Annotated in this window: 18 protein-coding genes; 17 read left to right on the top strand and 1 reads right to left on the bottom strand. The window is 66.1% G+C overall.

Annotated features, from left to right (window positions below; all coding sequences use genetic code 11):
* Positions 1 to 303 precede the first annotated feature (303 nt).
* The 17 genes from PSPA7_RS12320 to PSPA7_RS12240 all read left to right on the top strand — a co-directional run bounded on the left by PSPA7_RS12320 (position 304) and on the right by PSPA7_RS12240 (position 21189).
* Complete coding sequence (locus tag PSPA7_RS12320) at positions 304 to 1899, top strand: isocitrate lyase (protein WP_003153232.1); 1596 nt, start codon at positions 304 to 306, stop codon at positions 1897 to 1899.
* Between the two features lie 178 nt (positions 1900 to 2077).
* On the top strand, positions 2078 to 4096 hold the full coding sequence (locus PSPA7_RS12315; RefSeq protein WP_012075446.1) for a PhoX family protein: 2019 nt from the start codon (positions 2078 to 2080) through the stop codon (positions 4094 to 4096).
* A gap of 78 nt (positions 4097 to 4174) precedes the next feature.
* Complete coding sequence (locus PSPA7_RS12310) at positions 4175 to 4729, top strand: DUF4442 domain-containing protein (RefSeq protein ID WP_074197412.1); 555 nt, start codon at positions 4175 to 4177, stop codon at positions 4727 to 4729.
* Between the two features lie 590 nt (positions 4730 to 5319).
* Positions 5320 to 5733, top strand: coding sequence for an NADH-quinone oxidoreductase subunit A (locus PSPA7_RS12305; protein ID WP_012075444.1), 414 nt, complete (start codon positions 5320 to 5322; stop codon positions 5731 to 5733).
* Between the two features lie 10 nt (positions 5734 to 5743).
* Positions 5744 to 6421 carry a NuoB/complex I 20 kDa subunit family protein gene (locus PSPA7_RS12300; protein ID WP_012075443.1) on the top strand — a complete coding sequence of 226 codons (678 nt, stop codon included), beginning with the start codon at positions 5744 to 5746 and terminating at the stop codon, positions 6419 to 6421.
* Between the two features lie 80 nt (positions 6422 to 6501).
* Entirely contained in the window at positions 6502 to 8283 is a 1782-nt protein-coding gene (gene nuoC / locus PSPA7_RS12295; protein ID WP_012075442.1) for an NADH-quinone oxidoreductase subunit C/D, read from the top strand.
* A gap of 1 nt (position 8284) precedes the next feature.
* A complete protein-coding gene (gene nuoE, locus PSPA7_RS12290) occupies positions 8285 to 8785 on the top strand; it encodes an NADH-quinone oxidoreductase subunit NuoE (protein ID WP_012075441.1) in 501 nt (166 codons plus the stop codon).
* The gene (gene nuoF, locus PSPA7_RS12285; protein ID WP_003097674.1) at positions 8782 to 10128 is read left to right on the top strand and encodes an NADH-quinone oxidoreductase subunit NuoF; all 1347 of its coding nucleotides are present in this window, start codon (positions 8782 to 8784) and stop codon (positions 10126 to 10128) included. The genes nuoE and nuoF overlap by 4 nt, the downstream gene beginning before the upstream one ends.
* 131 nt (positions 10129 to 10259) lie before the next feature.
* Complete coding sequence (gene nuoG, locus PSPA7_RS12280) at positions 10260 to 12977, top strand: NADH-quinone oxidoreductase subunit NuoG (protein ID WP_012075439.1); 2718 nt, start codon at positions 10260 to 10262, stop codon at positions 12975 to 12977.
* The gene (gene nuoH, locus PSPA7_RS12275; RefSeq protein WP_003152492.1) at positions 12974 to 13969 is read left to right on the top strand and encodes an NADH-quinone oxidoreductase subunit NuoH; all 996 of its coding nucleotides are present in this window, start codon (positions 12974 to 12976) and stop codon (positions 13967 to 13969) included. Before nuoG ends, nuoH begins: the two co-directional genes overlap by 4 nt.
* Before the next feature lie 11 nt (positions 13970 to 13980).
* A complete protein-coding gene (gene nuoI / locus PSPA7_RS12270) occupies positions 13981 to 14529 on the top strand; it encodes an NADH-quinone oxidoreductase subunit NuoI (RefSeq protein WP_003090467.1) in 549 nt (182 codons plus the stop codon).
* An 11-nt stretch (positions 14530 to 14540) separates the two neighbouring features.
* Positions 14541 to 15041 (top strand): NADH-quinone oxidoreductase subunit J, encoded by a 501-nt coding sequence (nuoJ, locus tag PSPA7_RS12265; protein ID WP_003090473.1) that lies wholly within the window; start codon positions 14541 to 14543, stop codon positions 15039 to 15041.
* A 45-nt stretch (positions 15042 to 15086) separates the two neighbouring features.
* Positions 15087 to 15395, top strand: coding sequence for an NADH-quinone oxidoreductase subunit NuoK (gene nuoK, locus PSPA7_RS12260; protein WP_003090475.1), 309 nt, complete (start codon positions 15087 to 15089; stop codon positions 15393 to 15395).
* On the top strand, positions 15392 to 17239 hold the full coding sequence (nuoL, locus tag PSPA7_RS12255) for an NADH-quinone oxidoreductase subunit L (protein WP_012075438.1): 1848 nt from the start codon (positions 15392 to 15394) through the stop codon (positions 17237 to 17239). The genes nuoK and nuoL overlap by 4 nt, the downstream gene beginning before the upstream one ends.
* Before the next feature lie 27 nt (positions 17240 to 17266).
* Positions 17267 to 18796 (top strand): NADH-quinone oxidoreductase subunit M, encoded by a 1530-nt coding sequence (nuoM, locus tag PSPA7_RS12250; protein WP_003152490.1) that lies wholly within the window; start codon positions 17267 to 17269, stop codon positions 18794 to 18796.
* 7 nt (positions 18797 to 18803) lie between these two features.
* Positions 18804 to 20264: an NADH-quinone oxidoreductase subunit NuoN gene (nuoN, locus tag PSPA7_RS12245; RefSeq protein ID WP_012075437.1), complete on the top strand. Its 1461-nt coding sequence runs from the start codon at positions 18804 to 18806 to the stop codon at positions 20262 to 20264.
* Between the two features lie 115 nt (positions 20265 to 20379).
* Positions 20380 to 21189: a class I SAM-dependent methyltransferase gene (locus PSPA7_RS12240; RefSeq protein WP_012075436.1), complete on the top strand. Its 810-nt coding sequence runs from the start codon at positions 20380 to 20382 to the stop codon at positions 21187 to 21189.
* A 12-nt stretch (positions 21190 to 21201) separates the two neighbouring features.
* Here the strand turns inward: PSPA7_RS12240 and PSPA7_RS12235 are convergent, their stop codons facing one another.
* The gene (locus PSPA7_RS12235; protein ID WP_012075435.1) at positions 21202 to 23109 is read right to left on the bottom strand and encodes a sensor histidine kinase; all 1908 of its coding nucleotides are present in this window, start codon (positions 23107 to 23109) and stop codon (positions 21202 to 21204) included.
* Between the last annotated feature and the right edge of the window lie 21 nt (positions 23110 to 23130).

Raw genomic sequence — 23130 nt, 5'->3', positions numbered from 1 at the left:
GGCGGCTTGACGAGATTGCGACTGGAACGAAGTTGTCCTGAGGGACGGGGAAGCGTTTACGTATCAGCCAGATCGAAAGACTCGGCAGCGAGTCGCCCACCGGCAGCCACGAGCCGGACGGCGCTTGCCAGTCGAGGAGCACGGTCCGCGAACTGTTCGTCTCCACCCCCTCCTCCGGCGTCATTCTTCGCCACGGTCATTCTCTCGCCATGCAGCGGTGAGCCACCCGCAAGACAACCTTCACCAGCAGGTTTTGAGTGGGTCAGTCGGTGCTCAACCAATACATTTCTTGAAGGATTGACCATGTCCGCATATCAGAACGAGATCAAGGCAGTTGCCGCGCTGAAAGAGAAGAACGGCAGCAGCTGGAGCGCGATCAACCCCGAGTACGCAGCTCGCATGCGTATCCAGAACCGCTTCAAGACCGGCCTGGATATCGCCAAGTACACCGCGGCCATCATGCGCAAGGACATGGCCGAGTACGATGCGGACTCCTCCGTCTACACCCAGTCGCTGGGCTGCTGGCACGGTTTCATCGGGCAGCAGAAGCTGATCTCGATCAAGAAGCACCTGAAGACCACCAACAAGCGCTACCTCTACCTGTCCGGCTGGATGGTCGCCGCGCTGCGCTCCGACTTCGGCCCGCTGCCGGACCAGTCCATGCACGAGAAGACCGCGGTTTCCGGCCTGATCGAAGAGCTGTACACCTTCCTGCGCCAGGCTGACGCCCGCGAACTGGACCTGCTGTTCACCGGCCTGGACGCTGCCCGCGCCGCTGGCGACAAGGCCAAGGAAGCCGAGCTGCAGGCGCAGATCGACAACTTCGAGACCCACGTGGTACCGATCATCGCCGACATCGACGCCGGTTTCGGCAACGCCGAGGCCACCTACCTGCTGGCCAAGAAGATGATCGAAGCCGGCGCCTGCTGCATCCAGATCGAGAACCAGGTGTCCGACGAGAAGCAGTGCGGTCACCAGGACGGCAAGGTCACTGTTCCGCACAGCGACTTCCTCGCCAAGATCAATGCCGTTCGCTACGCCTTCCTCGAACTGGGCGTGGACGATGGCGTGATCGTCGCCCGTACCGACTCCCTGGGCGCCGGTCTGACCAAGCAGATCGCCGTGACCAACGAGCCGGGCGACCTGGGCGACCTGTACAACTCGTTCCTGGATTGCGAGGAAATCTCCGAGGCCGAGCTGGGCAACGGCGACGTGGTGATCAAGCGCGATGGCAAGCTGCTGCGTCCGAAGCGCCTGGCCTCCAACCTGTTCCAGTTCCGCAAGGGCACTGGCGAAGACCGCTGCGTCCTGGACTGCATCACCTCGTTGCAGAACGGTGCCGACCTGCTCTGGATCGAAACCGAGAAGCCACACGTCGGCCAGATCAAGGCGATGGTCGACCGCATCCGCGAAGTGATCCCGAACGCCAAGCTGGTCTACAACAACAGCCCGTCCTTCAACTGGACCCTGAACTTCCGCCAGCAGGTGTTCGATGCGTTCGTCGCCGAAGGCAAGGACGTTTCCGCCTACGACCGCGCCAAGCTGATGAGCGTCGAGTACGACGACACCGAGCTGGCCAAGGTCGCCGACGAGAAGATCCGCACCTTCCAGCGTGACGGCTCGGCCCACGCCGGCATCTTCCACCACCTGATCACCCTGCCGACCTACCACACCGCCGCGCTGTCCACCGACAACCTGGCCAAGGGCTACTTCGCCGACGAAGGCATGCTGGCCTACGTGAAGGGCGTGCAGCGCCAGGAACTGCGCCAGGGCATCGCCTGCGTCAAGCACCAGAACATGGCGGGTTCCGACATCGGCGACAACCACAAGGAGTACTTCGCTGGCGAAGCGGCTCTGAAGGCAAGCGGCAAGGACAACACCATGAACCAGTTCCACTGAGGAACAGGGCCAGCCGGGCAGCCACGACCTGCCCGGTCCACCCCGCGAAGACCCCGGCCTCGGCCGGGGTCTTTTCATTTCCGGATGGTGGCAAAAGGCCTCGCGCCGCTGTCATCGTCCCGTCGCTTTCCGCGGTTAGCGTCAATGCTCCGTCGATCAGCCCACAAGGAGCACGTCCGTGAGCCTGGAAAAAAACAATGCCGTCCTGTTCGGTGATGGCGACGAGTTGCCCAGCAACCATTCGAGCAACCCACACATGAACGACCTGATCGCCGGCCTCGGCCGCCGCCAGGTCCTGGCCGGTGGTGCGGCACTCGGCGCCCTGGCCTTCCTCGGCGTGTCGCTGCCCGCCAGCGCCGCCCCCGCCGAACCGCAGGCCGCCGGCGCAGAAAGCCTGCGCGGGTTCCCCTTCAAGCGCCGCAACCGCCTGCCCTTCGAGGCTATCGCCAGCAGTCGCGCCGACGCCATCCGCGTGCCCGCCGGCTACAAGGCGACGCCGTTCATTCCCTGGGGCACGCCGATCAGCGGCAGCTACCCGGGCTTCCTCGACAACGCCGGCAACAGCGCCCAGGACCAGGCGGACCAGATCGGCATGCACCATGACGGCATGCACTTCTTCCCGATCGACGCGCAGTTCGGCTTCGGCGGCGGCCACGTCAGCAACCACGGCCTGCTGGTGCTCAACCACGAGTACATCGACGCGCCGCTGCTGCACCCCAACGGCCCGACCGTGGTCGACGGCAAGCGCACCGTCGCCGACGAAGTACGCAAGGAAATCAATGCCCACGGCGTCTCGGTGGTGGAGATCCGCCGCAACGTGAATGGCGAATGGAATGTCGTACCGTCGCAGCGCAACCGCCGGATCACCGCCGCCACGCCGATGCGCATCGCCGGCCCGGCGCGCGGCCACGAACTGCTGCGCACCCGCTACAGCCCGGACGGCACCCGCACCCGCGGCACCCACAACAACTGCTCCAACGGCTTCACTCCCTGGGGCACCTATCTCACCTGCGAAGAGAACTGGGTTGGCTATTTTTCCACCCAGGACAGCGAACTGCCGCGCGAGCTGTCCCGCTACGGCATTCGCGACACCAGCCGTTTCGGCTGGGAAACCCTGCCGGGCGACGAGTTCGAGCGCTTCGACGCCACCCGCAAGGGCAAACAGGCCCAGGACGACTACCGCAACGAACCGAACAACTTCGGCTGGATCGTCGAGATCGACCCGTTCGACCCGCAATCGGTGCCGGTCAAGCGTACCGCTCTCGGCCGCTTCGCCCACGAGGGCCTGATCTTCGCCCCGGTCAAGCCGGGCCGCCAGGTAGTCTGCTATTCCGGCGACGACTCGCAGAACGAGTACATCTACAAGTACGTCAGCCGCGACAGGTTCCGTCCGGGCCGTAGCAACGCCCGCCTGCTCGACGAAGGCACCCTCTACGTCGCCCGCTTCAACGCCGATGGCAGCGGCCAGTGGCTGCCGCTGGACATCGCCGACGGCAACTTCCGCGCCGCCTGCCGCAAGGCCGGGGTCAGCTTCGCCGACCAGGGCGAAGTCCTGATCAACACCCGCCTGGCCGCCGACGTCCTCGGCGCGACCAGGATGGACCGCCCGGAGTGGGGCGCGGTCAACCCGGACAACGGCGACGTCTACTTCACCCTCACCAACAACACCTCGCGCAGCGTCGCCGACGCCGCCAACCCACGCGTCAGGAATGCCTACGGCCACATCATCCGCTGGCGCGAGCGCAGCCGCGACTACGCCGGCCAGCGCTTCACCTGGGACCTGTTCATGCTCGCCGGGCCGGCCGAGGACAGCCGCGGTCCGGACGGCAAGCCGCTGAACCAGGACAATATCCTGGCCAGCCCCGACGGGCTCTGGTTCGATCCGGAAGGCCGGCTGTGGATCCAGACCGACATGAGCGGCAGCCAACTGAGCGGCGGCCCGTTCGGCAACAACCAGATGCTGGTGGCCGACCCGCGCACCGGCGAGCTGAAACGCTTCCTCACCGGCCCGCTGGGTTGCGAGGTGACCGGCATCGCCGCGACGCCGGACTTCCGTACGCTGTTCATCAATATCCAGCATCCGGGTGAGGGCTCGACCGCCGACAACCTGCTCAGCGCCTGGCCGGACGGCCCGGGCCGGCGGCCACGCTCGGCCACCGTGGTGATCACCCGCGAAGACGGTCGCCGCCTGCTCTGACGAACCATGGCGACCCGCGTTGGCCGGAGTGCCGGCGCGGGTCGCCGCTACAGCCGTGGGCAAGCCCGGGCAAAGCGGGTGGAATGCAGGCTCCCCCTCTCAAGGAAGGATGCCAGCATGTCCAAGCGCAACCGCCTCAGCCGCGCCGTCGGCGCCATCAACCTCCTCCCCCGCCGCCTGCGCAGCCGCGGCCTGTCGCTGCTGCTGGGCTCCCAGGTGCGCTTCGCCGGCACTGCCAGGGTGCGCATCCATGAACTGGGGCAGGAGCGCGCCATCCTCAGCCTGAAGAATCGCCGGCCGGTACAGAACCACATAAAAGGCATCCATGCCGCGGCGATGGCCCTGCTCGCCGAGTCGGCCAGCGGCTTCCTGGTCGGAATGAACGTACCGGACGACAAGCTGCCGCTGATCAAGACCATGAAGATCGACTACCTCAGGCGGGCCCAGGGCGACCTGTCCGCCGTCGCCACCCTGGAGGCCGGGCAGATCGCCCAGATCCGGCAACAGGAAAAAGGCGAGGTCCGCGTGGCGGTCACGGTCAGCGACGAGAGCGGCAACCAGCCGATCGCCTGCGAGATGATCTGGGCCTGGGTCAGCAAGAAACGCCGGGACACTGCCGGATCATCCAGGTAGCGCAGCCACAAAACGACTACACCAGGGCGGCGAGGCGAACCGCGGCAAGCCTTGCGCAGCCACCGCCGCGCCATGGAGCTTCGCCGACGCCAGCGGCTGTGGCAGAGCCGGAGCCAGGCTTGCGCAAGAAGAAAAACCGCCACGGGCCGACCGGGAAAATATTCCCGGCTTAATGCAATAAAGGATTGAACGGGAGTAATTACCAATAAAAGCGTAAACAATAGTAACGTCGCATGGAATATATGTAGCGAAGTTATGCGGATGCGACATTGCAAACGATATTCATTATCGTTTGAGTCACCCGAAAAAGCCCTTCCCCGACCTCCCCGGCAATACGACCAAAAGCCAGCCAAGCCGCGTCACCTCTCGCAAAGGCAGCAATCACGAGGCTTCCGGCGCTGAACCAAAGCGCCGGAAAAATCCGAGAAGCGTCTGTTTGTGTTAGAAAAATTTACTTGTCCGGCGCTTTGGGCATAAAATCGGAAAGATACTTACAACCCTTAGCTCACTACGCAGCGGGTTGCGCAAGAAGTCGGGCATTGCGCCCAGAACCCACGATCTTATATATCCGGTACAGAAGGAGTATCAGCATGCCAAACCCAGCTGAACTTGCAGCTCATCACTGGGGATTCGCTGCCTTCCTTCTAGGGGTCGTTGGCCTTCTCGCCTTCATGCTAGGGGTTTCCGCCCTGCTTGGCAGCAAGGCATTTGGTCGCAGCAAGAACGAACCCTTCGAATCCGGGATCGTCCCCACCGGCGGCGCCCGCCTGCGCCTGTCGGCAAAATTCTATCTGGTCGCGATGCTCTTCGTGATCTTCGACGTCGAAGCCCTCTTCCTCTTCGCCTGGTCGGTGTCGGTTCGCGAAAGCGGCTGGGCCGGCCTGATCGAGGCAACCATTTTCATAGCAATTCTGTTGGCGGGTCTTGTCTACCTTTGGCGGATCGGTGCGCTCGACTGGGCACCCGAAAGCCGTCGCAAGCGGCAGGCGAAGCTAAAACAATGAGGCTTTGGCGATGCAATACAAACTTACCCGGATCGACCCCGATGCGGCCAACGACCAGTACCCGATAGGCGAACGGGAAACCGTGGCCGACCCGCTGGTCGAGGGCCAGGTTCACAAGAACATCTTCATGGGCAAGCTCGAGGATGTGCTGAACTCCACCGTCAACTGGGGTCGCAAGAACTCGCTCTGGCCCTACAACTTCGGGCTGTCCTGCTGCTACGTGGAGATGACCACCGCCTTCACCGCGCCGCACGACATCGCCCGCTTCGGCGCCGAAGTGATCCGGGCCTCGCCGCGCCAGGCCGACTTCATGGTCATCGCCGGCACCTGCTTCATCAAGATGGCTCCGGTCATCCAGCGCCTCTACGAGCAGATGCTCGAACCCAAGTGGGTCATTTCCATGGGCTCGTGCGCCAACTCCGGCGGCATGTACGACATCTACTCGGTGGTCCAGGGGGTCGACAAGTTCCTCCCCGTGGACGTCTACATCCCCGGTTGCCCACCTCGTCCGGAGGCGTTCCTGCAAGGCCTGATGCTGCTGCAGGAATCCATCGGCCAGGAGCGCCGTCCGCTGTCCTGGGTCGTTGGCGACCAGGGGGTCTACCGCGCCGACATGCCGGCCCAGAAAGACCTGAAACGCGAGCAGCGCATCCAGGTGACCAACCTGCGCAGCCCCGACGAAGTGTGATCCGGAACTCCCGGCCAGCCCCGCTGGCCGGCCGAGACCAACCGCGTTCACCCCACCGTTGACCGAAAGCGACCGAGACCATGACTGCAGACTCCGCTCTGTACATCCCGCCTTACAAGGCAGACGACCAGGATATCGTCGTCGAACTGAATTCCCGCTTTGGCGCCGAGACCTTCACCGTCCAGCCCACCCGTACCGGCATGCCGGTGCTCTGGGTCCCGCGCGAAAGACTGATCGAAGTCCTGACCTTCCTCCGTCAGGTACCCAAGCCCTACGTGATGCTCTACGACCTGCACGGCGTCGACGAGCGCCTGCGCACCCATCGCCGCGGCCTGCCGAACGCCGACTTCAGCGTGTTCTACCACCTGATGTCGCTGGAGCGTAATAGTGACGTGATGATCAAGGTCGCCTTGTCCGAGCGCGACCTCAACCTGCCCACCGCCACCCGTATCTGGCCCAACGCCAACTGGTACGAGCGCGAAGTGTGGGACATGTACGGCATCACCTTCACCGGCCACCCGCACCTGACCCGCATGCTGATGCCGCCGACCTGGCAGGGCCATCCGCTGCGCAAGGACTACCCGGCACGCGCCACCGAGTTCGATCCCTACTCCCTGTCCGCCGCCAAGCAGGACCTGGAGCAGGAAGCCCTGCGCTTCAAGCCGGAAGACTGGGGCATGAAGCGCCACGGCGAGAACGAGGACTACATGTTCCTCAACCTCGGCCCGAACCACCCGTCCGCCCACGGCGCGTTCCGCATCATCCTGCAGTTGGACGGCGAGGAGATCATCGACTGCGTGCCGGAGATCGGCTACCACCACCGCGGCGCCGAGAAGATGGCCGAGCGCCAGTCCTGGCACAGCTTCATCCCCTACACCGACCGCATCGACTACCTCGGCGGGGTGATGAACAACCTGCCCTACGTGCTCTCGGTGGAGAAGCTCGCCGGGATCAAGGTGCCGCAGCGGGTCGACGTGATCCGGATCATGATGGCGGAGTTCTTCCGCATCCTGAACCACCTGCTGTACCTGGGCACCTACATCCAGGACGTCGGCGCCATGACCCCGGTGTTCTTCACCTTCACCGACCGCCAGCGCGCCTACAAGGTGGTCGAGGCCATCACCGGCTTCCGCCTGCACCCGGCCTGGTACCGCATCGGCGGCGTCGCCCACGACCTGCCGCGCGGCTGGGACAAGCTGGTCCGCGAGTTCCTCGACTGGATGCCCAAGCGCCTCGACGAGTACGAGACCGCGGCCCTGAAGAACAGCATCCTGCGCGGCCGGACCATCGGCGTCGCCCAGTACAACACCAAGGAAGCCCTCGAGTGGGGCACCACCGGCGCCGGCCTGCGCGCCACCGGTTGCGACTTCGACCTGCGCAAGGCCCGCCCCTACTCCGGCTACGAGAACTTCGAGTTCGAGGTACCGCTGGCCCACAACGGCGACGCCTACGACCGCTGCATGGTCAAGATGGGCGAGATGCGCCAGAGCCTGCGGATCATCGAACAGTGCCTGAAGAACATGCCGGAAGGCCCGTACAAGGCCGACCACCCGCTGACCACGCCGCCGCCGAAAGAACGCACGCTGCAGCACATCGAAACCCTGATCACCCACTTCCTGCAGGTTTCCTGGGGCCCGGTCATGCCGGCCAACGAAGCCTTCCAGATGATCGAGGCGACCAAGGGCATCAACAGCTACTACCTGACCAGCGACGGCAGCACCATGAGCTACCGCACGCGCATCCGGACGCCCAGCTTCGCGCACCTGCAACAGATCCCCTCGGTGATCAACGGCAGCATGATCGCGGACCTGATCGCCTACCTGGGTAGCATCGATTTCGTTATGGCTGACGTGGACCGCTGACATGAGCCAGAGCAACCTGATTCAGACCGACCGTTTCGTCCTCAGCGAAACCGAGCGCTCGTCCATCGAGCATGAAATGCATCACTACGAGGACCCGCGCGCGGCGTCCATCGAAGCCCTGAAGATCGTCCAGAAGGAACGCGGCTGGGTGCCGGACGGCGCCATCCCGGCGATCGGCGAGGTGCTGGGGATCCCGGCCAGCGACGTCGAAGGCGTCGCCACCTTCTATAGTCAGATATTCCGCCAGCCGGTGGGCCGCCACATCATCCGCGTCTGCGACAGCATGGTCTGCTACATCGGCGGCCACGAATCCGTGGTCGGCGAGATCCAGAAGCAACTCGGCATCGGTCTCGGCCAGACCACCGCCGACGGTCGCTTCACCCTGCTCCCGGTCTGCTGCCTGGGCAACTGCGACAAGGCACCGGCGCTGATGATCGACGACGACACCCATGGCGACGTGCGTCCCGACGGGGTCGCCAAACTGCTGGAGGCCTACGTATGACCCTTACCTCCATTGGTCCGGCCAACCGCATGGCGCGTTCGGCGGAAACCCATCCGCTGACCTGGCGCCTGCGCGAAGACGCCCAGCCCGTCTGGCTCGAGGAATACCAGAGCAAGGACGGCTATGCCGCGGCACGCAAGGCGCTGACCCAGATGGCCCAGGACGACATCGTCCAGACCGTCAAGGATTCCGGCCTCAAGGGCCGTGGCGGCGCGGGCTTCCCCACTGGCGTGAAGTGGGGCCTGATGCCCAAGGACGAGTCGCTGAACATCCGCTACCTGCTGTGCAACGCGGACGAGATGGAGCCGAACACCTGGAAGGACCGCATGCTCATGGAGCAGCTGCCGCACCTGCTGGTGGAAGGCATGCTGATTTCCGCGCGCGCGCTGAAGGCCTACCGCGGCTACATCTTCCTGCGCGGCGAATACGTCGACGCGGCGCGCAACCTCAACCGCGCCATCGACGAAGCCAAGGCCGCCGGCCTGCTCGGCAAGAACATCCTCGGCAGCGGCTTCGACTTCGAACTGTTCGTCCACACCGGCGCCGGCCGCTACATCTGCGGCGAAGAGACCGCGCTGATCAACTCGCTGGAAGGTCGTCGCGCCAACCCGCGTTCCAAGCCGCCCTTCCCCGCCGCCGTCGGCGTCTGGGGCAAGCCGACCTGCGTGAACAACGTGGAGACGCTGTGCAACGTGCCGGCCATCGTCGGCAACGGCGTGGACTGGTACAAGACCCTGGCCCGCCCCGGCAGCGAAGACATGGGCACCAAGCTGATGGGCTTCTCCGGCAAGGTGAAGAACCCCGGCCTGTGGGAACTGCCGTTCGGCGTCAGCGCCCGCGAGCTGTTCGAGGACTACGCCGGCGGCATGCGCGACGGCTTCCAGCTCAAGGCCTGGCAGCCCGGCGGCGCCGGTACCGGCTTCCTGCTCCCGGAGCACCTGGATGCGCAGATGTTCGCCGGCGGCATCGCCAAGGTCGGCACCCGGATGGGCACCGGCCTGGCCATGGCGGTGGACGACAGCATCAACATGGTTTCCCTGCTGCGCAACATGGAAGAGTTCTTCGCCCGCGAGTCCTGCGGCTGGTGCACCCCCTGCCGCGATGGCCTGCCGTGGAGCGTGAAGCTGCTGCGCGCCCTGGAGCGGGGCGAAGGCCAGCCCGGCGACCTCGAGACCCTCGAGCAGCTGGTCAACTTCCTCGGCCCAGGCAAGACCTTCTGCGCCCACGCGCCGGGAGCCGTCGAGCCGCTGGGCAGCGCCCTCAAGTATTTCCGTGCCGAATTCGAGGCGGGCATCTCCCGCCAGCCTTCGGCCGCGCCGCGCCCGGCAACGGTCGGCGCCTGATGCTTTGCAGCCGGACGGCAAGCCGTCCGGCGATGTTTCGTCGTCGTGCCGCGGCCCCGCCGCAGGCCCGACGGAACCGTGAGTTTCTATTAGCCACGCCCGCTGACAACGGGCCAACGAAGACTTGAACCATGGCCACTATCCACGTAGACGGCAAGACGCTCGAAGTCGATGGTGCAGACAACCTCCTGCAGGCCTGTCTGTCCCTCGGTCTCGACATTCCCTACTTCTGCTGGCACCCGGCGCTCGGTAGCGTCGGCGCCTGCCGCCAGTGCGCGGTGAAGCAGTACACCGACGAGAACGACAAGCGTGGTCGCCTCGTCATGTCCTGCATGACCCCCGCCACCGACAACACCTGGATCTCCATCGAAGACGAAGAGGCCAAGCAGTTCCGCGCCAGCGTCGTCGAATGGCTGATGACCAACCACCCGCACGACTGCCCGGTGTGCGAAGAAGGCGGTCACTGCCACCTGCAGGACATGACGGTGATGACCGGCCACAACGAGCGCCGGTACCGCTTCACCAAGCGCACCCACCAGAACCAGGAACTCGGCCCGTTCATCGCCCACGAGATGAACCGCTGCATCGCCTGCTACCGCTGCGTGCGCTACTACAAGGACTACGCCGGCGGCACCGACCTCGGCGTCTACGGCGCCCACGACAACGTCTACTTCGGACGGGTCGAGGACGGCGTGCTGGAAAGCGAGTTCTCCGGCAACCTCACCGAGGTCTGCCCCACCGGCGTGTTCACCGACAAGACCCACTCCGAGCGCTATAACCGCAAGTGGGACATGCAGTTCGCCCCGAGCATCTGCCACGGCTGCTCCAGCGGCTGCAACATCAGCCCCGGCGAGCGCTACGGCGAGATCCGCCGGATCGAGAACCGCTACAACGGCTCGGTCAACCACTACTTCCTCTGCGACCGCGGTCGCTTCGGCTACGGCTACGTCAACCGCGAAGACCGTCCGCGCCAGCCGCTGCTGGTGCTGAGCAAGCAGAAGCTGGGCCTGGACGGCGCCATCGACCAGGCCGCTGCCCTGCTGAAGGAGCGCAAGGTGATCGGCATCGGTTCGCCGCGCGCCAGCCTGGAAAGCAACTTCGCCCTGCGCGAACTGGTTGGCGAAGGCAACTTCTACAGCGGCATCAACGAAGGCGAGCTCGACCGCCTGCGCCTGATCCTGCAGGTCATGCAGGAAGGCCCGCTACCGGTGCCGAGCATCCGCGACATCGAGGACCACGACGCGGTCTTCGTCCTCGGCGAGGACCTGACCCAGACCGCCGCCCGCATCGCCCTGGCCCTGCGCCAGTCGGTGAAGGGCAAGGCCGTCGAGATGGCCGCCGACATGAAGGTCCAGCCGTGGCTCGACGCCGCGGTGAAGAATATCGCCCAGCACGCGCAGAACCCGCTGTTCATCGCCAGCGTCAGCGCGACCCGCCTCGACGACGTCGCCGAGGAAACCGTGCACGCCGCGCCGGACGACCTCGCTCGCCTCGGCTTCGCCGTGGCCCATGCCATCGATCCGAGCGCCCCGCCCGTGGCCGACCTCGACCCGCAGGCCCAGGCCTTCGCCCAGCGCATCGCCGATGCCCTGCTGGCGGCCAAGCGTCCGTTGGTGGTGTCCGGCAACTCGCTGGGCAACAAGGCACTGATCGAAGCCGCGGCGAACATCGCCAAGGCTCTCAAGCAGCGCGAGAAGAACGGTTCCATCAGCCTGGTGGTCGGCGAAGCCAACAGCCTCGGCCTGGCGCTCTTCGGCGGCGACTCCGTGGAAGCCGCGCTCGAGCGACTGACCTCCGGACAGGCCGACGCCGTGGTGGTGCTGGAGAACGATCTCTACCGCCGCACCGACGCCGCCCGTGTCGACGCAGCCCTGGCGGCGGCCAAGGTGGTGATCGTCGCCGATCACCAGCAGACCGCCACCACCGCCAAGGCGCACCTGGTGCTGCCGGCGGCCAGCTTCGCCGAAGGCGACGGCACCCTGGTCAGCCAGGAAGGCCGCGCCCAGCGCTTCTTCCAGGTGTTCGACCCGACCTACTACGACGCCAGGAACTTGGTCCGCGAGGGCTGGCGCTGGCTGCATGCGATCCACAGCACCCTGCAGGGCAGGCGCGTCGACTGGACCCAGCTGGACCACGTCACCGAAGCCGTCGCCGAGGCCAAGCCGGTCCTGGCCGGCATCCGCGACGCCGCGCCGGCCGCCTCGTTCCGCATCAAGGGTCTCAAGCTGGCCCGCGAACCGCACCGCTACAGCGGGCGCACCGCCATGCGCGCCAATATCAGCGTGCACGAGCCGCGCACCCCGCAGGACATCGACTCGGCGTTCGCCTTCTCCATGGAAGGCTACTCCGGCAGCCAGGAAGACCGTCAGCAGATCCCGTTCGCCTGGTCGCCGGGCTGGAACTCGCCGCAGGCCTGGAACAAGTTCCAGGACGAGGTCGGCGGCCACCTGCGCGCCGGCGACCCCGGCGTGCGCCTGATCGAACCGAAGGGCGAAGGCCTCGACTGGTTCCAGGCCGTGCCGGTGCCGTTCAGCGCCAAGGCCGACAGCTGGAAGGTAGTGCCGCTGTACCACCTGTTCGGCAGCGAGGAAAACAGCTCGCGGGCCACGCCGATCCAGCAGCGCATCCCGGAAACCTACGTCGCCCTGTCCAAGGAAGACGCGGACCGCCTCGGCGTCAACGACGGCGCGACCCTCGGCTTCCAGCTCAAGGGCCAGGCCCTGCGCCTGCCGCTGCGCATCGATGAACAACTCGGCGCCGGCCTGATCGGCCTGCCGGTCGGCTTCGCCGGCATTCCGGCGGCGATCGCCGGCTGCTCCGTGGAAGATCTGCAGGAGGCTGCACAATGAGTTGGCTGACTCCCGCTCTGGTCACCATCATCCTCACCGTGGTCAAGGCCATCGTGGTGCTGCTCGCCGTGGTCATCTGCGGCGCCCTGCTCAGCTGGGTCGAGCGCCGCCTGCTCGGCCTCTGGCAGGACCGCTACGGCCCCAACCGGGTCGGTCCGTTCGGCGCGTTCCAGCTCGGCGCGGACATGATCAAGATGTTCTTCAAGGAGGACTGGACCCCGCCGTTCGCCGACAAGATGATCTTCACCCTGGCCCCGGTGATCGCGATGGGCGCCCTGCTCGTCGCCTTCGCCATCGTGCCGATCACCCCCACCTGGGGCGTGGCGGACCTGAACATCGGCATCCTGTTCTTCTTCGCCATGGCCGGCCTGACGGTGTACGCGGTGCTGTTCGCCGGCTGGTCGAGCAACAACAAGTTCGCCCTGCTCGGCAGCCTGCGCGCCTCGGCCCAGACCATCTCCTACGAGGTGTTCCTGGCCCTGTCGCTGATGGGCATCGTCGCCCAGGTCGGCTCGTTCAACATGCGCGACATCGTCCAGTACCAGATCGACAACGTCTGGTTCATCATCCCGCAGTTCTTCGGTTTCTGTACCTTCATCATCGCCGGCGTCGCCGTGACCCACCGTCACCCGTTCGACCAGCCGGAAGCGGAACAGGAACTGGCGGACGGCTACCACATCGAGTACGCCGGGATGAAATGGGGCATGTTCTTCGTCGGCGAGTACATCGGCATCGTGCTGGTTTCGGCGCTGCTGGCGACCCTGTTCTTCGGCGGCTGGCACGGTCCGTTCCTGGACACCCTGCCGTGGCTGTCGTTCTTCTACTTCGCCGCCAAGACCGGCTTCTTCATCATGCTCTTCATCCTGATCCGCGCCTCGCTACCGCGTCCGCGCTATGACCAGGTGATGGCGTTCAGCTGGAAGGTGTGCCTGCCGCTGACCCTGATCAACCTGCTGGTGACCGGCGCGCTCGTGCTGGCCGCGGCCCAGTAAGGAGAACCACCGTGATCAAAGAAATCATCAACGTCGTGCATGGCACCTTCACCCAGCTTCGCAGCCTGGTGATGATCTTCGGCCATGCCTTCCGCAAGCGCGACACCCTGCAATACCCGGAGGAGCCGGTCTACCTGCCGCCGCGCTACCGTGGCCGGATCGTCCTGACCCGCGACCCCGACGGCGAGGAACGCTGCGTGGCCTGCAACCTGTGCGCCGTGGCCTGTCCGGTCGGCTGCATCTCGCTGCAGAAGGCCGAGACCGAGGACGGTCGCTGGTATCCGGAGTTCTTCCGCATCAACTTCTCGCGCTGCATCTTCTGCGGCCTGTGCGAGGAAGCCTGCCCGACCACCGCGATCCAGCTCACCCCGGACTTCGAGATGGGCGAGTTCAAGCGCCAGGACCTGGTATACGAGAAGCACGACCTGCTGATCTCCGGTCCGGGCAAGAACCCGGACTACAACTACTACCGCGTTGCGGGGATGGCGATCGCCGGCAAGCCGAAAGGCGCCGCGCAGAACGAAGCCGAACCGATCAACGTGAAAAGCCTGCTGCCATAAGGAGACGTCGCGTGGAATTCGCTTTCTATTTCGCTGCCGGCGTCGCCGTACTGGCCACGCTGCGGGTCATCACCAACAGCAACCCGGTGCATGCCCTGCTCTACCTGATCATTTCCCTGCTGGCCATCTCGATGACCTTCTTCAGCCTCGGCGCACCCTTCGCCGGCGCCCTGGAGATCATCGTCTACGCCGGCGCCATCATGGTTCTGTTCGTCTTCGTGGTGATGATGCTCAACCTCGGCCCGGCCGTGGTCGAGCAGGAGCGCAAGTGGCTCACGCCCGGCATCTGGGTCGGGCCTTCGGCCCTGGCCCTGGTCCTGCTGGTGGAGCTGCTGGTGGTCCTGGCCCGCACCCCGAGCGGTGCCGGTATCGGCCATACCACGGTAGACGCCAAGGCGGTCGGCATCAGCCTCTACGGCCCCTACCTGCTGGTGGTCGAACTGGCCTCCATGCTGCTGCTCGCGGCCCTGGTCGCTGCCTATCACCTGGGTCGTCAAGACGCCAAACAATAAAGGTTCGGCGGGCGCCCTGCGCCCGCCCCAAGGGAACGTAACGCTATGAACGCAATACCACTGGAACACGGCCTGGCCCTCGCCAGCGTCCTGTTCGCCCTCGGACTGGTCGGCTTGATGGTGCGACGCAACATCCTGTTCGTACTGATGAGCCTGGAAGTGATGATGAACGCCGCCGCCCTCGCCTTCGTGGTCGCCGGCAGCCGCTGGGGCCAACCCGACGGCCAGGTGATGTTCATCCTGGTGCTGAGCCTCGCGGCCGCCGAAGCGAGCATCGGCCTGGCGATCCTGCTGCAACTGTATCGCCGCTTCCACACCCTCGATATCGACGCTGCCAGCGAGATGCGCGGATGAACCTTCTACCTCTTACCTTCCTGTTCCCCCTGGTCGGCTTCCTGCTGCTGTCGTTCTCCCGCGGCAGGTGGTCGGAAAACCTTTCCGCGCTGGTCGGCGTCGGCTCGGTCGGCCTCTCCGCGCTGAGCGCGGCCTGGGCCATCTTCAGCTTCCACAGCAGTCCGCCGGAAGGCGGCGCCTACAGCCTGGTGCTATGGCAGTGGATGGCCGCCGGCGATTTCAGCACCAGCTTCACCCTGTACCTGGACGGCCTCTCGGTAACCATGCTCGGCGTAGTTACCGGCGTCGGCTTCCTGATCCACCTGTTCGCCTCCTGGTACATGCGTGGCGAAGCCGGCTATTCGCGCTTCTTCGCCTACACCAACCTGTTCATCGCCAGCATGCTGTTCCTTGTACTGGGCGACAACCTGCTGTTCCTCTACTTCGGTTGGGAAGGCGTGGGCCTGTGCAGCTACCTGCTGATCGGCTTCTACTACAGCAATCGCAACAACGGTAACGCGGCGCTGAAGGCGTTCATCGTCACCCGTGTCGGCGACGTGTTCATGGCCTTCGGCCTGTTCATCCTGTTCCAGCAGTTCGGCACCCTGAACATCCAGGAACTGCTGGTGCTGGCGCCGCAGAAGTTCCCGGAAGGCAACCTCTGGCTGACCCTGGCGACCCTGGCCCTGCTCGGCGGCGCGGTCGGCAAGTCCGCCCAGCTGCCGCTGCAGACCTGGCTGGCCGACGCGATGGCCGGTCCGACCCCGGTCTCCGCGCTGATCCACGCCGCCACCATGGTCACCGCGGGCGTCTACCTGATCGCCCGTTGCCACGGCCTGTTCACCCTGGCCCCGGACATCCTCGAACTGGTCGGCATCGTCGGCGCGGTGACCCTGGTCCTGGCCGGCTTCGCCGCCCTGGTGCAGACCGATATCAAGCGCATCCTCGCCTACTCGACCATGAGCCAGATCGGCTACATGTTCCTCGCCCTCGGCGTCGGCGCCTGGGACGCGGCGATCTTCCACCTGATGACCCACGCCTTCTTCAAGGCCCTGCTGTTCCTCGCCTCTGGCGCGGTGATCGTCGCCTGCCACCACGAGCAGAACATCTTCAAGATGGGCGGGCTGTGGAAGAAGCTGCCGCTGGCCTACGCCAGCTTCGTGGTCGGCGGCGCGGCGCTGGCCGCCCTCCCCTTCCTCACCGCGGGCTTCTACTCCAAGGACGAGATCCTCTGGGAGGCCTTCGCCAGCGGCCATCGCGAGTTGCTGATCGCCGGCCTGGTGGGTGCGTTCCTGACCTCGATCTACACCTTCCGCCTGATCTTCGTCGCCTTCCACGGCGAGCCGAAGACCGAAGCCCACGCCGGCCACGGGATTTCCCACTGGTTGCCGCTCAGCGTGCTGATCGTCCTGTCGACCTTCGTCGGCGCCCTGATCACCCCGCCGCTGGCCGGCGTCCTGCCGGAAAGCGTCGGCCACGCCGGTGGCGAAGCCAAGCACAGCCTGGAACTGGCCTCGGGTGCCATCGCCATCGCCGGTATCCTGCTGGCCGCCCTGCTGTTCCTCGGCCAGCGCCGCTTCGTCAGCGCCCTGGCGAAGAGCGCCCCGGGTCGCTTCTTCGGTACCTGGTGGTACCACGCCTGGGGCTTCGACTGGCTGTACGACAAGCTGTTCGTGAAACCCTACCTGCTGCTCTGCCAACTGCTGGGGCGCGACCCCATCGACCGTACCCTGGGCGTCGTTCCGTTCAGCGTGCGCGGCGGACACAACCTCCTCAGCCTCACCGAGAACGGCCGCCTGCGCTGGTACGCCGCTTCCCTGGTGGGTGGCGCCGCCATCCTGCTCGGCGCGCTGCTGCTGGCCTAACGAATTCACGGAGAGAACGAGCCTGTCATGATTCTGCCCTGGCTAATCCTGATCCCCTTCATCGGCGGTTTCCTCTGCTGGATCGCCGAACACAGCAGCAAGACCCTGCCCCGCTGGATCGCGCTGCTTTCGATGACCCTGGTCCTGATCCTGAGCCTGTGGATCTGGGCCACCGGCGACTTCCAGCTGGCGCCCGCGCCCGGCGGCGAGCCGGAATGGACCCTGCAGTTCAAGGTGCTGTGGATCGAGCGTCTCGGCATCAGCCTGCACCTGGCGATGGACGGTCTGTCGCTGCTGATGGTCGCCCTCACCGGTCTGCTCGGCGTGCTCTCGGTCCTCTGTTCCTGGAACGAGATCCAGCGCCGCATCGGCTTCTTCCACCTGAACCTGCTGTGGATCCTGGGCGGGGTGATCGGCGTGTTCCTCGCCATCGACCTGTTCCTGTTCTTCTTCTTCTGGGAAATGATGCTGGTGCCGATGTACTTCCTCATCGCGCTGTGGGGACACAGCTCCGATGACGGCAAGAAGACCCGCATCTACGCCGCCACCAAGTTCTTCATCTTCACCCAGGCCAGCGGCCTGGTGATGCTGGTGGCGATCCTCGGCCTGGTGTTCGTCAACTTCAATGCCACCGGCGTGATCACCTTCGACTACGCCACCCTGCTGAAGACCCAGTTGAGCCCGCACGTGGAATGGCTGCTGATGCTCGGCTTCTTCGTCGCCTTCGCGGTGAAGATGCCGGTGGTGCCGGTGCATTCCTGGCTGCCGGACGCCCACGCCCAAGCGCCCACCGCCGGCTCCGTGGACCTCGCCGGCATCCTCCTGAAGACCGCCGCCTACGGCCTGATCCGCTTCGCCCTGCCGCTGTTCCCCAACGCCTCGGCGGAATTCGCGCCAATCGCCATGTGGCTCGGCATCATCGGCATCTTCTACGGTGCCCTGCTGTCCTTCGCGCAGACCGACATCAAGCGCCTGGTTGCCTACTCCAGCGTTTCGCACATGGGCTTCGTGATGATCGGCATCTACTCCGGCAGCCAGGTCGCGCTGCAAGGCGTGGTAGTGCAGATGATCGCCCACGGCCTCTCCGCCGCGGCGCTGTTCATCCTCTGCGGCCAGCTCTACGAGCGCCTGCACACCCGCGACATGCGCAAGATGGGTGGCCTGTGGTCGCGCATGCCGTACCTGCCGGCGATCAGCCTGTTCTTCGCCTCGGCGTCGCTGGGCCTGCCCGGCACCGGCAACTTCGTCGGCGAGTTCCTGATCCTGATCGGCGCCTTCAAGGTGGTCCCGGTGATCATCGTGATCGCCACCTTCGGCCTGGTCTTCGCCTCGGTCTATTCGCTGATCATGATCCATCGCGCCTACTTCGGCCCCAGCCAGTCCGACGAGCCGATCCTCGGCCTCGACGCCCGCGAACTGAGCATGGTGCTCGGCCTGGCGGTGCTGCTGGTCCTGCTCGGGGTCTACCCGCAGCCGGTGCTGGACATCTCCGCGGCCAGCATGCACGGCGTGCAGCAATGGCTGGGCGCAGCCCTTTCCACCCTTGCAGGACGGTAGTCGCGAAATGACCTTTACGATCCAACACTTCATCGCGCTCCTGCCACTGCTGATCACCAGCGCCACCCTGGTGGTGGTGATGCTCGCGGTAGCCTGGAAACGCAATCACTCGTTCACCGCCACCCTGTCGGTGATCGGCCTCAACCTGGCCCTGCTGTCGATCCTGCCGGTCCTCGGCGTCACCCCGATCGAGGTGACCCCGCTGGTGCTGGTGGACAACTACGCCTGCTTCTACATGGCCCTGGTGCTGGTCTCCGCCCTGGCCTGCGTGACCCTCGCCCATGCCTACATGGAAAGCTATCCGGGTAACCGCGAAGAGCTGTACCTGCTCCTGCTGCTGGCCACCGCCGGCGGCCTGGTGCTGGTCAGCGCGCAGCACCTGGCCAGCCTGTTCATCGGCCTGGAGCTGCTCTCGGTCCCGGTCTACGGGATGGTCGCCTACGCCTTCTTCAACAAGCGCTCGCTGGAAGCCGGCATCAAGTACACCGTGCTGTCGGCCGCCGGTTCGGCGTTCCTGCTGTTCGGCATGGCCCTGCTCTACGCCGAGTCCGGTACCCTGGGCTTCGCCGGTCTCGGCGCCAAGGTCGCCGAGCACGTGCTGAGCGGTCCGCTGGTCGGCGTAGGCGTGGGCATGATGCTGGTCGGCCTGGGCTTCAAGCTGTCGCTGGTGCCCTTCCACCTGTGGACCCCGGACGTCTACGAAGGCGCCCCGGCGCCGGTCTCGGCGTTCCTCGCCACCGCCAGCAAGGTCGCGGTGTTCGCCGTGCTGCTGCGGCTGTTCCAGATCGCCCCGGCGGCCCTGGACAACCAACTGCTGAACATCTCCCTGAGCGTCATCGCGGTCGCCTCGATCCTCTTCGGCAACCTGCTGGCGCTGACCCAGAGCAACATCAAGCGCCTGCTCGGCTATTCGTCGATCGCCCACCTGGGCTACCTGCTGGTCGCCCTGATCGCCAGCAAGGGCATGGCGGTGGAAGCGGTCGGTGTCTACCTGGCGACCTATGTGCTGACCTCTCTCGGCGCGTTCGGCGTGATCACCCTGATGTCCACCCCGTACAGCGGTCGCGACGCCGATGCGCTGTTCGAGTACCGCGGCCTGTTCTGGCGCCGGCCGGTGCTGACCGCGGTGATGACCGTGATGATGCTGTCGCTGGCGGGCATCCCGCTGACCGCCGGCTTCATCGGCAAGTTCTACGTGATCGCGGTGGGCGTCGAGTCGCACCTGTGGTGGCTGATCGGCGCCCTGGTGCTGGGCAGCGCCATCGGCCTGTACTACTACCTGCGGGTCATGGTCACCCTGTTCCTGGTCGAGCCGGGCATCCGCCAGCACGACGCGCCGTTCAACTGGGGCCAGCGCGCCGGCGGCATCATGCTGGTGGCCATCGCCCTGCTGGCATTCTTCCTCGGCGTCTACCCGCAGCCGCTGCTGGAGATCCTCCAGCATTCCGGCCTGGCCCTCGCCGGCTGAGTCGCCCGCTCCACGAAAAACCCCGCCTCGGCGGGGTTTTTCTTTGGCCCGTCCCACGCCCCCTCCCCCGCTGCCATGGCATGCTCCGCGCTCCATGGATGAACCCGGAGGCCTCATGCCCACCTTCCACGATATCGACATCCTGCGACACAACAGCGCCAGTTGGGACGCCCAGGCCGCCCGTGACTGCGAATGGTCGCGCCCGGTCGGCGCCGAGGAGGTCGCCGCCGCACGCCGCGGCGACTGGGCGGTGAAGCTGACCCCGGGCGCGTTACCCGCTCACTGGCTGGGCGACATACGCGGCCGCGAGATCCTCTGCCTGGCCTCGGCCGGCGGCCAGCAGGCGCCGATCCTCGCCGCCGCCGGCGCACGGGTCACACTGTTCGACGCCTCGGCGGGACAGTTGGACAAGGACCGCCAGGTCGCCGCCCGCGATCGCCTCGAACTGGCCTGCGTGCAGGGCGACATGCGCGACCTCTCGACCTTCGCCGATGCCTCCTTCGACCTGGTCTTCAATCCCATCTCCAATCTCTACGTCGACGATGTCCTGCCGGTCTGGCGCGAATGCGCGCGGGTGCTGCGGCCGGGCGGCAAGCTGCTGGCGAGCTTCTACAACCCGGCGCTGTTCATCGAGGACCGCTCGCCGGAACTGGCAGAGCAGGGCCTGATCCGGCCGCGACATCGCCTGCCCTACTCCGACCTGGAAAGCCTCTCCGCCGAAGCCCTCGCGGCGAAGCGCGAGAAAGGCGAAGCGCTGGTGTTCGGCCATAGCCTGACCCAGCAGATCGCCGGCCAGCTCGCCGCCGGCCTGCTGCTGCAGGATTTCTACGAAGACTGGCAGCCGCACCCGCGCTTCGTCATCGACCGCTTCATGCCGACCTTCCTTGCCACCTGCGCGCTCAAGCCGTACCCCAGCGCGGCATGAACGCGCCGGCACTCAGTCCGGGATGGGCAGGCGCAGGCGCATGACCGCGCCACCTTGCGCGGCGTTGCCAGCCTCGATCGAGCCCTTGTGCTCTTCGACGATGCGCTGGACGATGGCCAGGCCAAGCCCGGTGCCTTTGCGTCGCCGGGTGAAGAAAGGATCGAAGATGAACGGCAGGTCTTGCGGCGCAAAGCCGGCGCCGGAATCCTCCACCCGGCACTCGGCCAAGCGCTGGCCGTTGTCCGCGAGCATCCTGGCGGCCACCGTCACCTGGCTGCCGGCCGGCGCGTGCTGCACCGCATTCTCGATCAGGTTGACGAAGACTTGCAGCAAACGGCCATGATTCATCAGCAGTGCGCCGTCGCAACCGTCCACCCGCTGGACGATGTCCACGCCCGCCGCTTCGGCGGCCGGGCCGCATATGCGCGCCGCCTCGGCGATGACCTGGCCGAGGCGGCCGCTGGCGAACGCCTCGCCCGGTGGACGGCCGTATTCGAGCAGGTCCGTCATCAACTTGTTCAGCCGTCCCACCTCGCGGCGCAGCACTTCCCGGTGGCGCTCGCCGCCCCTGCCGCCGTTGGCGCTCGCCTCCAGCGCATCCAGGGTAGAGGAGATGCCGAACAGCGGATTGCGCACCTCGTGGGCGACGCCCGCCACCAGGCTGCCCATGGCCGCCATCGCCTCGCTTCGGCGTAGCTCCGCCTGCAGCTTTTCCCGTTCGCGCTCGGAGCGTTCGCGTTCCGCGATCTCCTCGCGCAGCTCGGCGACCGTCAGCCGCAACCTCCGCTCGCTGTCCTCCAGCAGTCCCCTGGACACCGTGCTTTCCTGCAGCCGCGCCACCATCCGGTTGAACTGCCGGGCGAGGTCATCGAACTCATCCCTGCCCCGCTCGGCGATGCGGTAGTCGAGGTCGCCCGCACCGATCGCCCGGGTTCCCGACGCCAGCGTTCGCAACGGCCGGACGATCGCCAGCACCAGCGAGGCGCCGACGGCCAGCGCGACCAGCAGGTAGAGGGGAATCGCGTAGCGCAGCATGTCCAGCACCCGCAGCGCGATTCGGTCCGCCTCTTCCTGCGGAGCCGTCAACCCCTTCGCCGCCAGCGGCTCGACCTCCTCGTCGCAGACATCGTCGATGTGTTCCTGCAGCCTGGCGAATTCCCTGGCAAGGGTATGCAGGGCGTCCTCGCCGGCGAGCCATTCCTCGACGCCATTCCTGACCAGAACGCGCAGCGCCTCGACCTCGTCCCCGCGCCGCCGCGCCGCTATCCCCAACGGCAAGCGGCGATAACCCGAGACGGCCCGCTCGAGCGCGTCGAGGCTCTCCAGCACCTGGCGCGTCGCCAGCGGCGTCGGCCCGTGCGCGAAGGCGGAAAGCCGGGACGCCGTGCTCGCCGCCTGCGCCTCCAGGTTCGCCAGCGCGGCCAGCGCCCGCCTCCGGTCCGGCTCCCGCCCCGGCTGCGTCGAGGCCTGGGGCTGGCCGGCGACCGCCTCGATCCGCTGCAACTGGCCGGCCACGCGCGCGAAGACGCGGTCGAGGCGGTCCCTCCTATCCATCAGCGTGGCGCCGATCCTGGTGAGCTTGCCGAAGTCGCTGGCGAGGTGGCGCCCCAGTTCGATTTCCCGTCCGCTCCTGCTCAACCGCATGTAGCTGGCGTGATAGCGGGCAAAGTCGTCGCTGTCGTTCACGGTCTCCGCGCGGATCTCCGGATCGGGCCGGGCCAGATACTGCAATACCCCGAACGCGTACTCGCCGACGTTCTTCTCCATCTCGAGGGCGGCGATGCTGAACGGCGCGCCGATGCGCTCGAGCCTGGTCAGGTGCCCGACGACCTCCTCCAGGCCGCGGTAGACGTAGAGCATCGATACCACGCCGAACACCACGATGATCGCGATGCCCGCGTAGATCCTCGCCTTGACCATGTCGCGCTCCTCCCTGCCGCG

The organism is Pseudomonas paraeruginosa PA7 (assembly GCF_000017205.1).
GTDB lineage: Bacteria > Pseudomonadota > Gammaproteobacteria > Pseudomonadales > Pseudomonadaceae > Pseudomonas > Pseudomonas paraeruginosa.
Note: the sequence above shows the minus strand (reverse complement) of the source record. Positions and strands in the feature narration are given on the sequence as shown.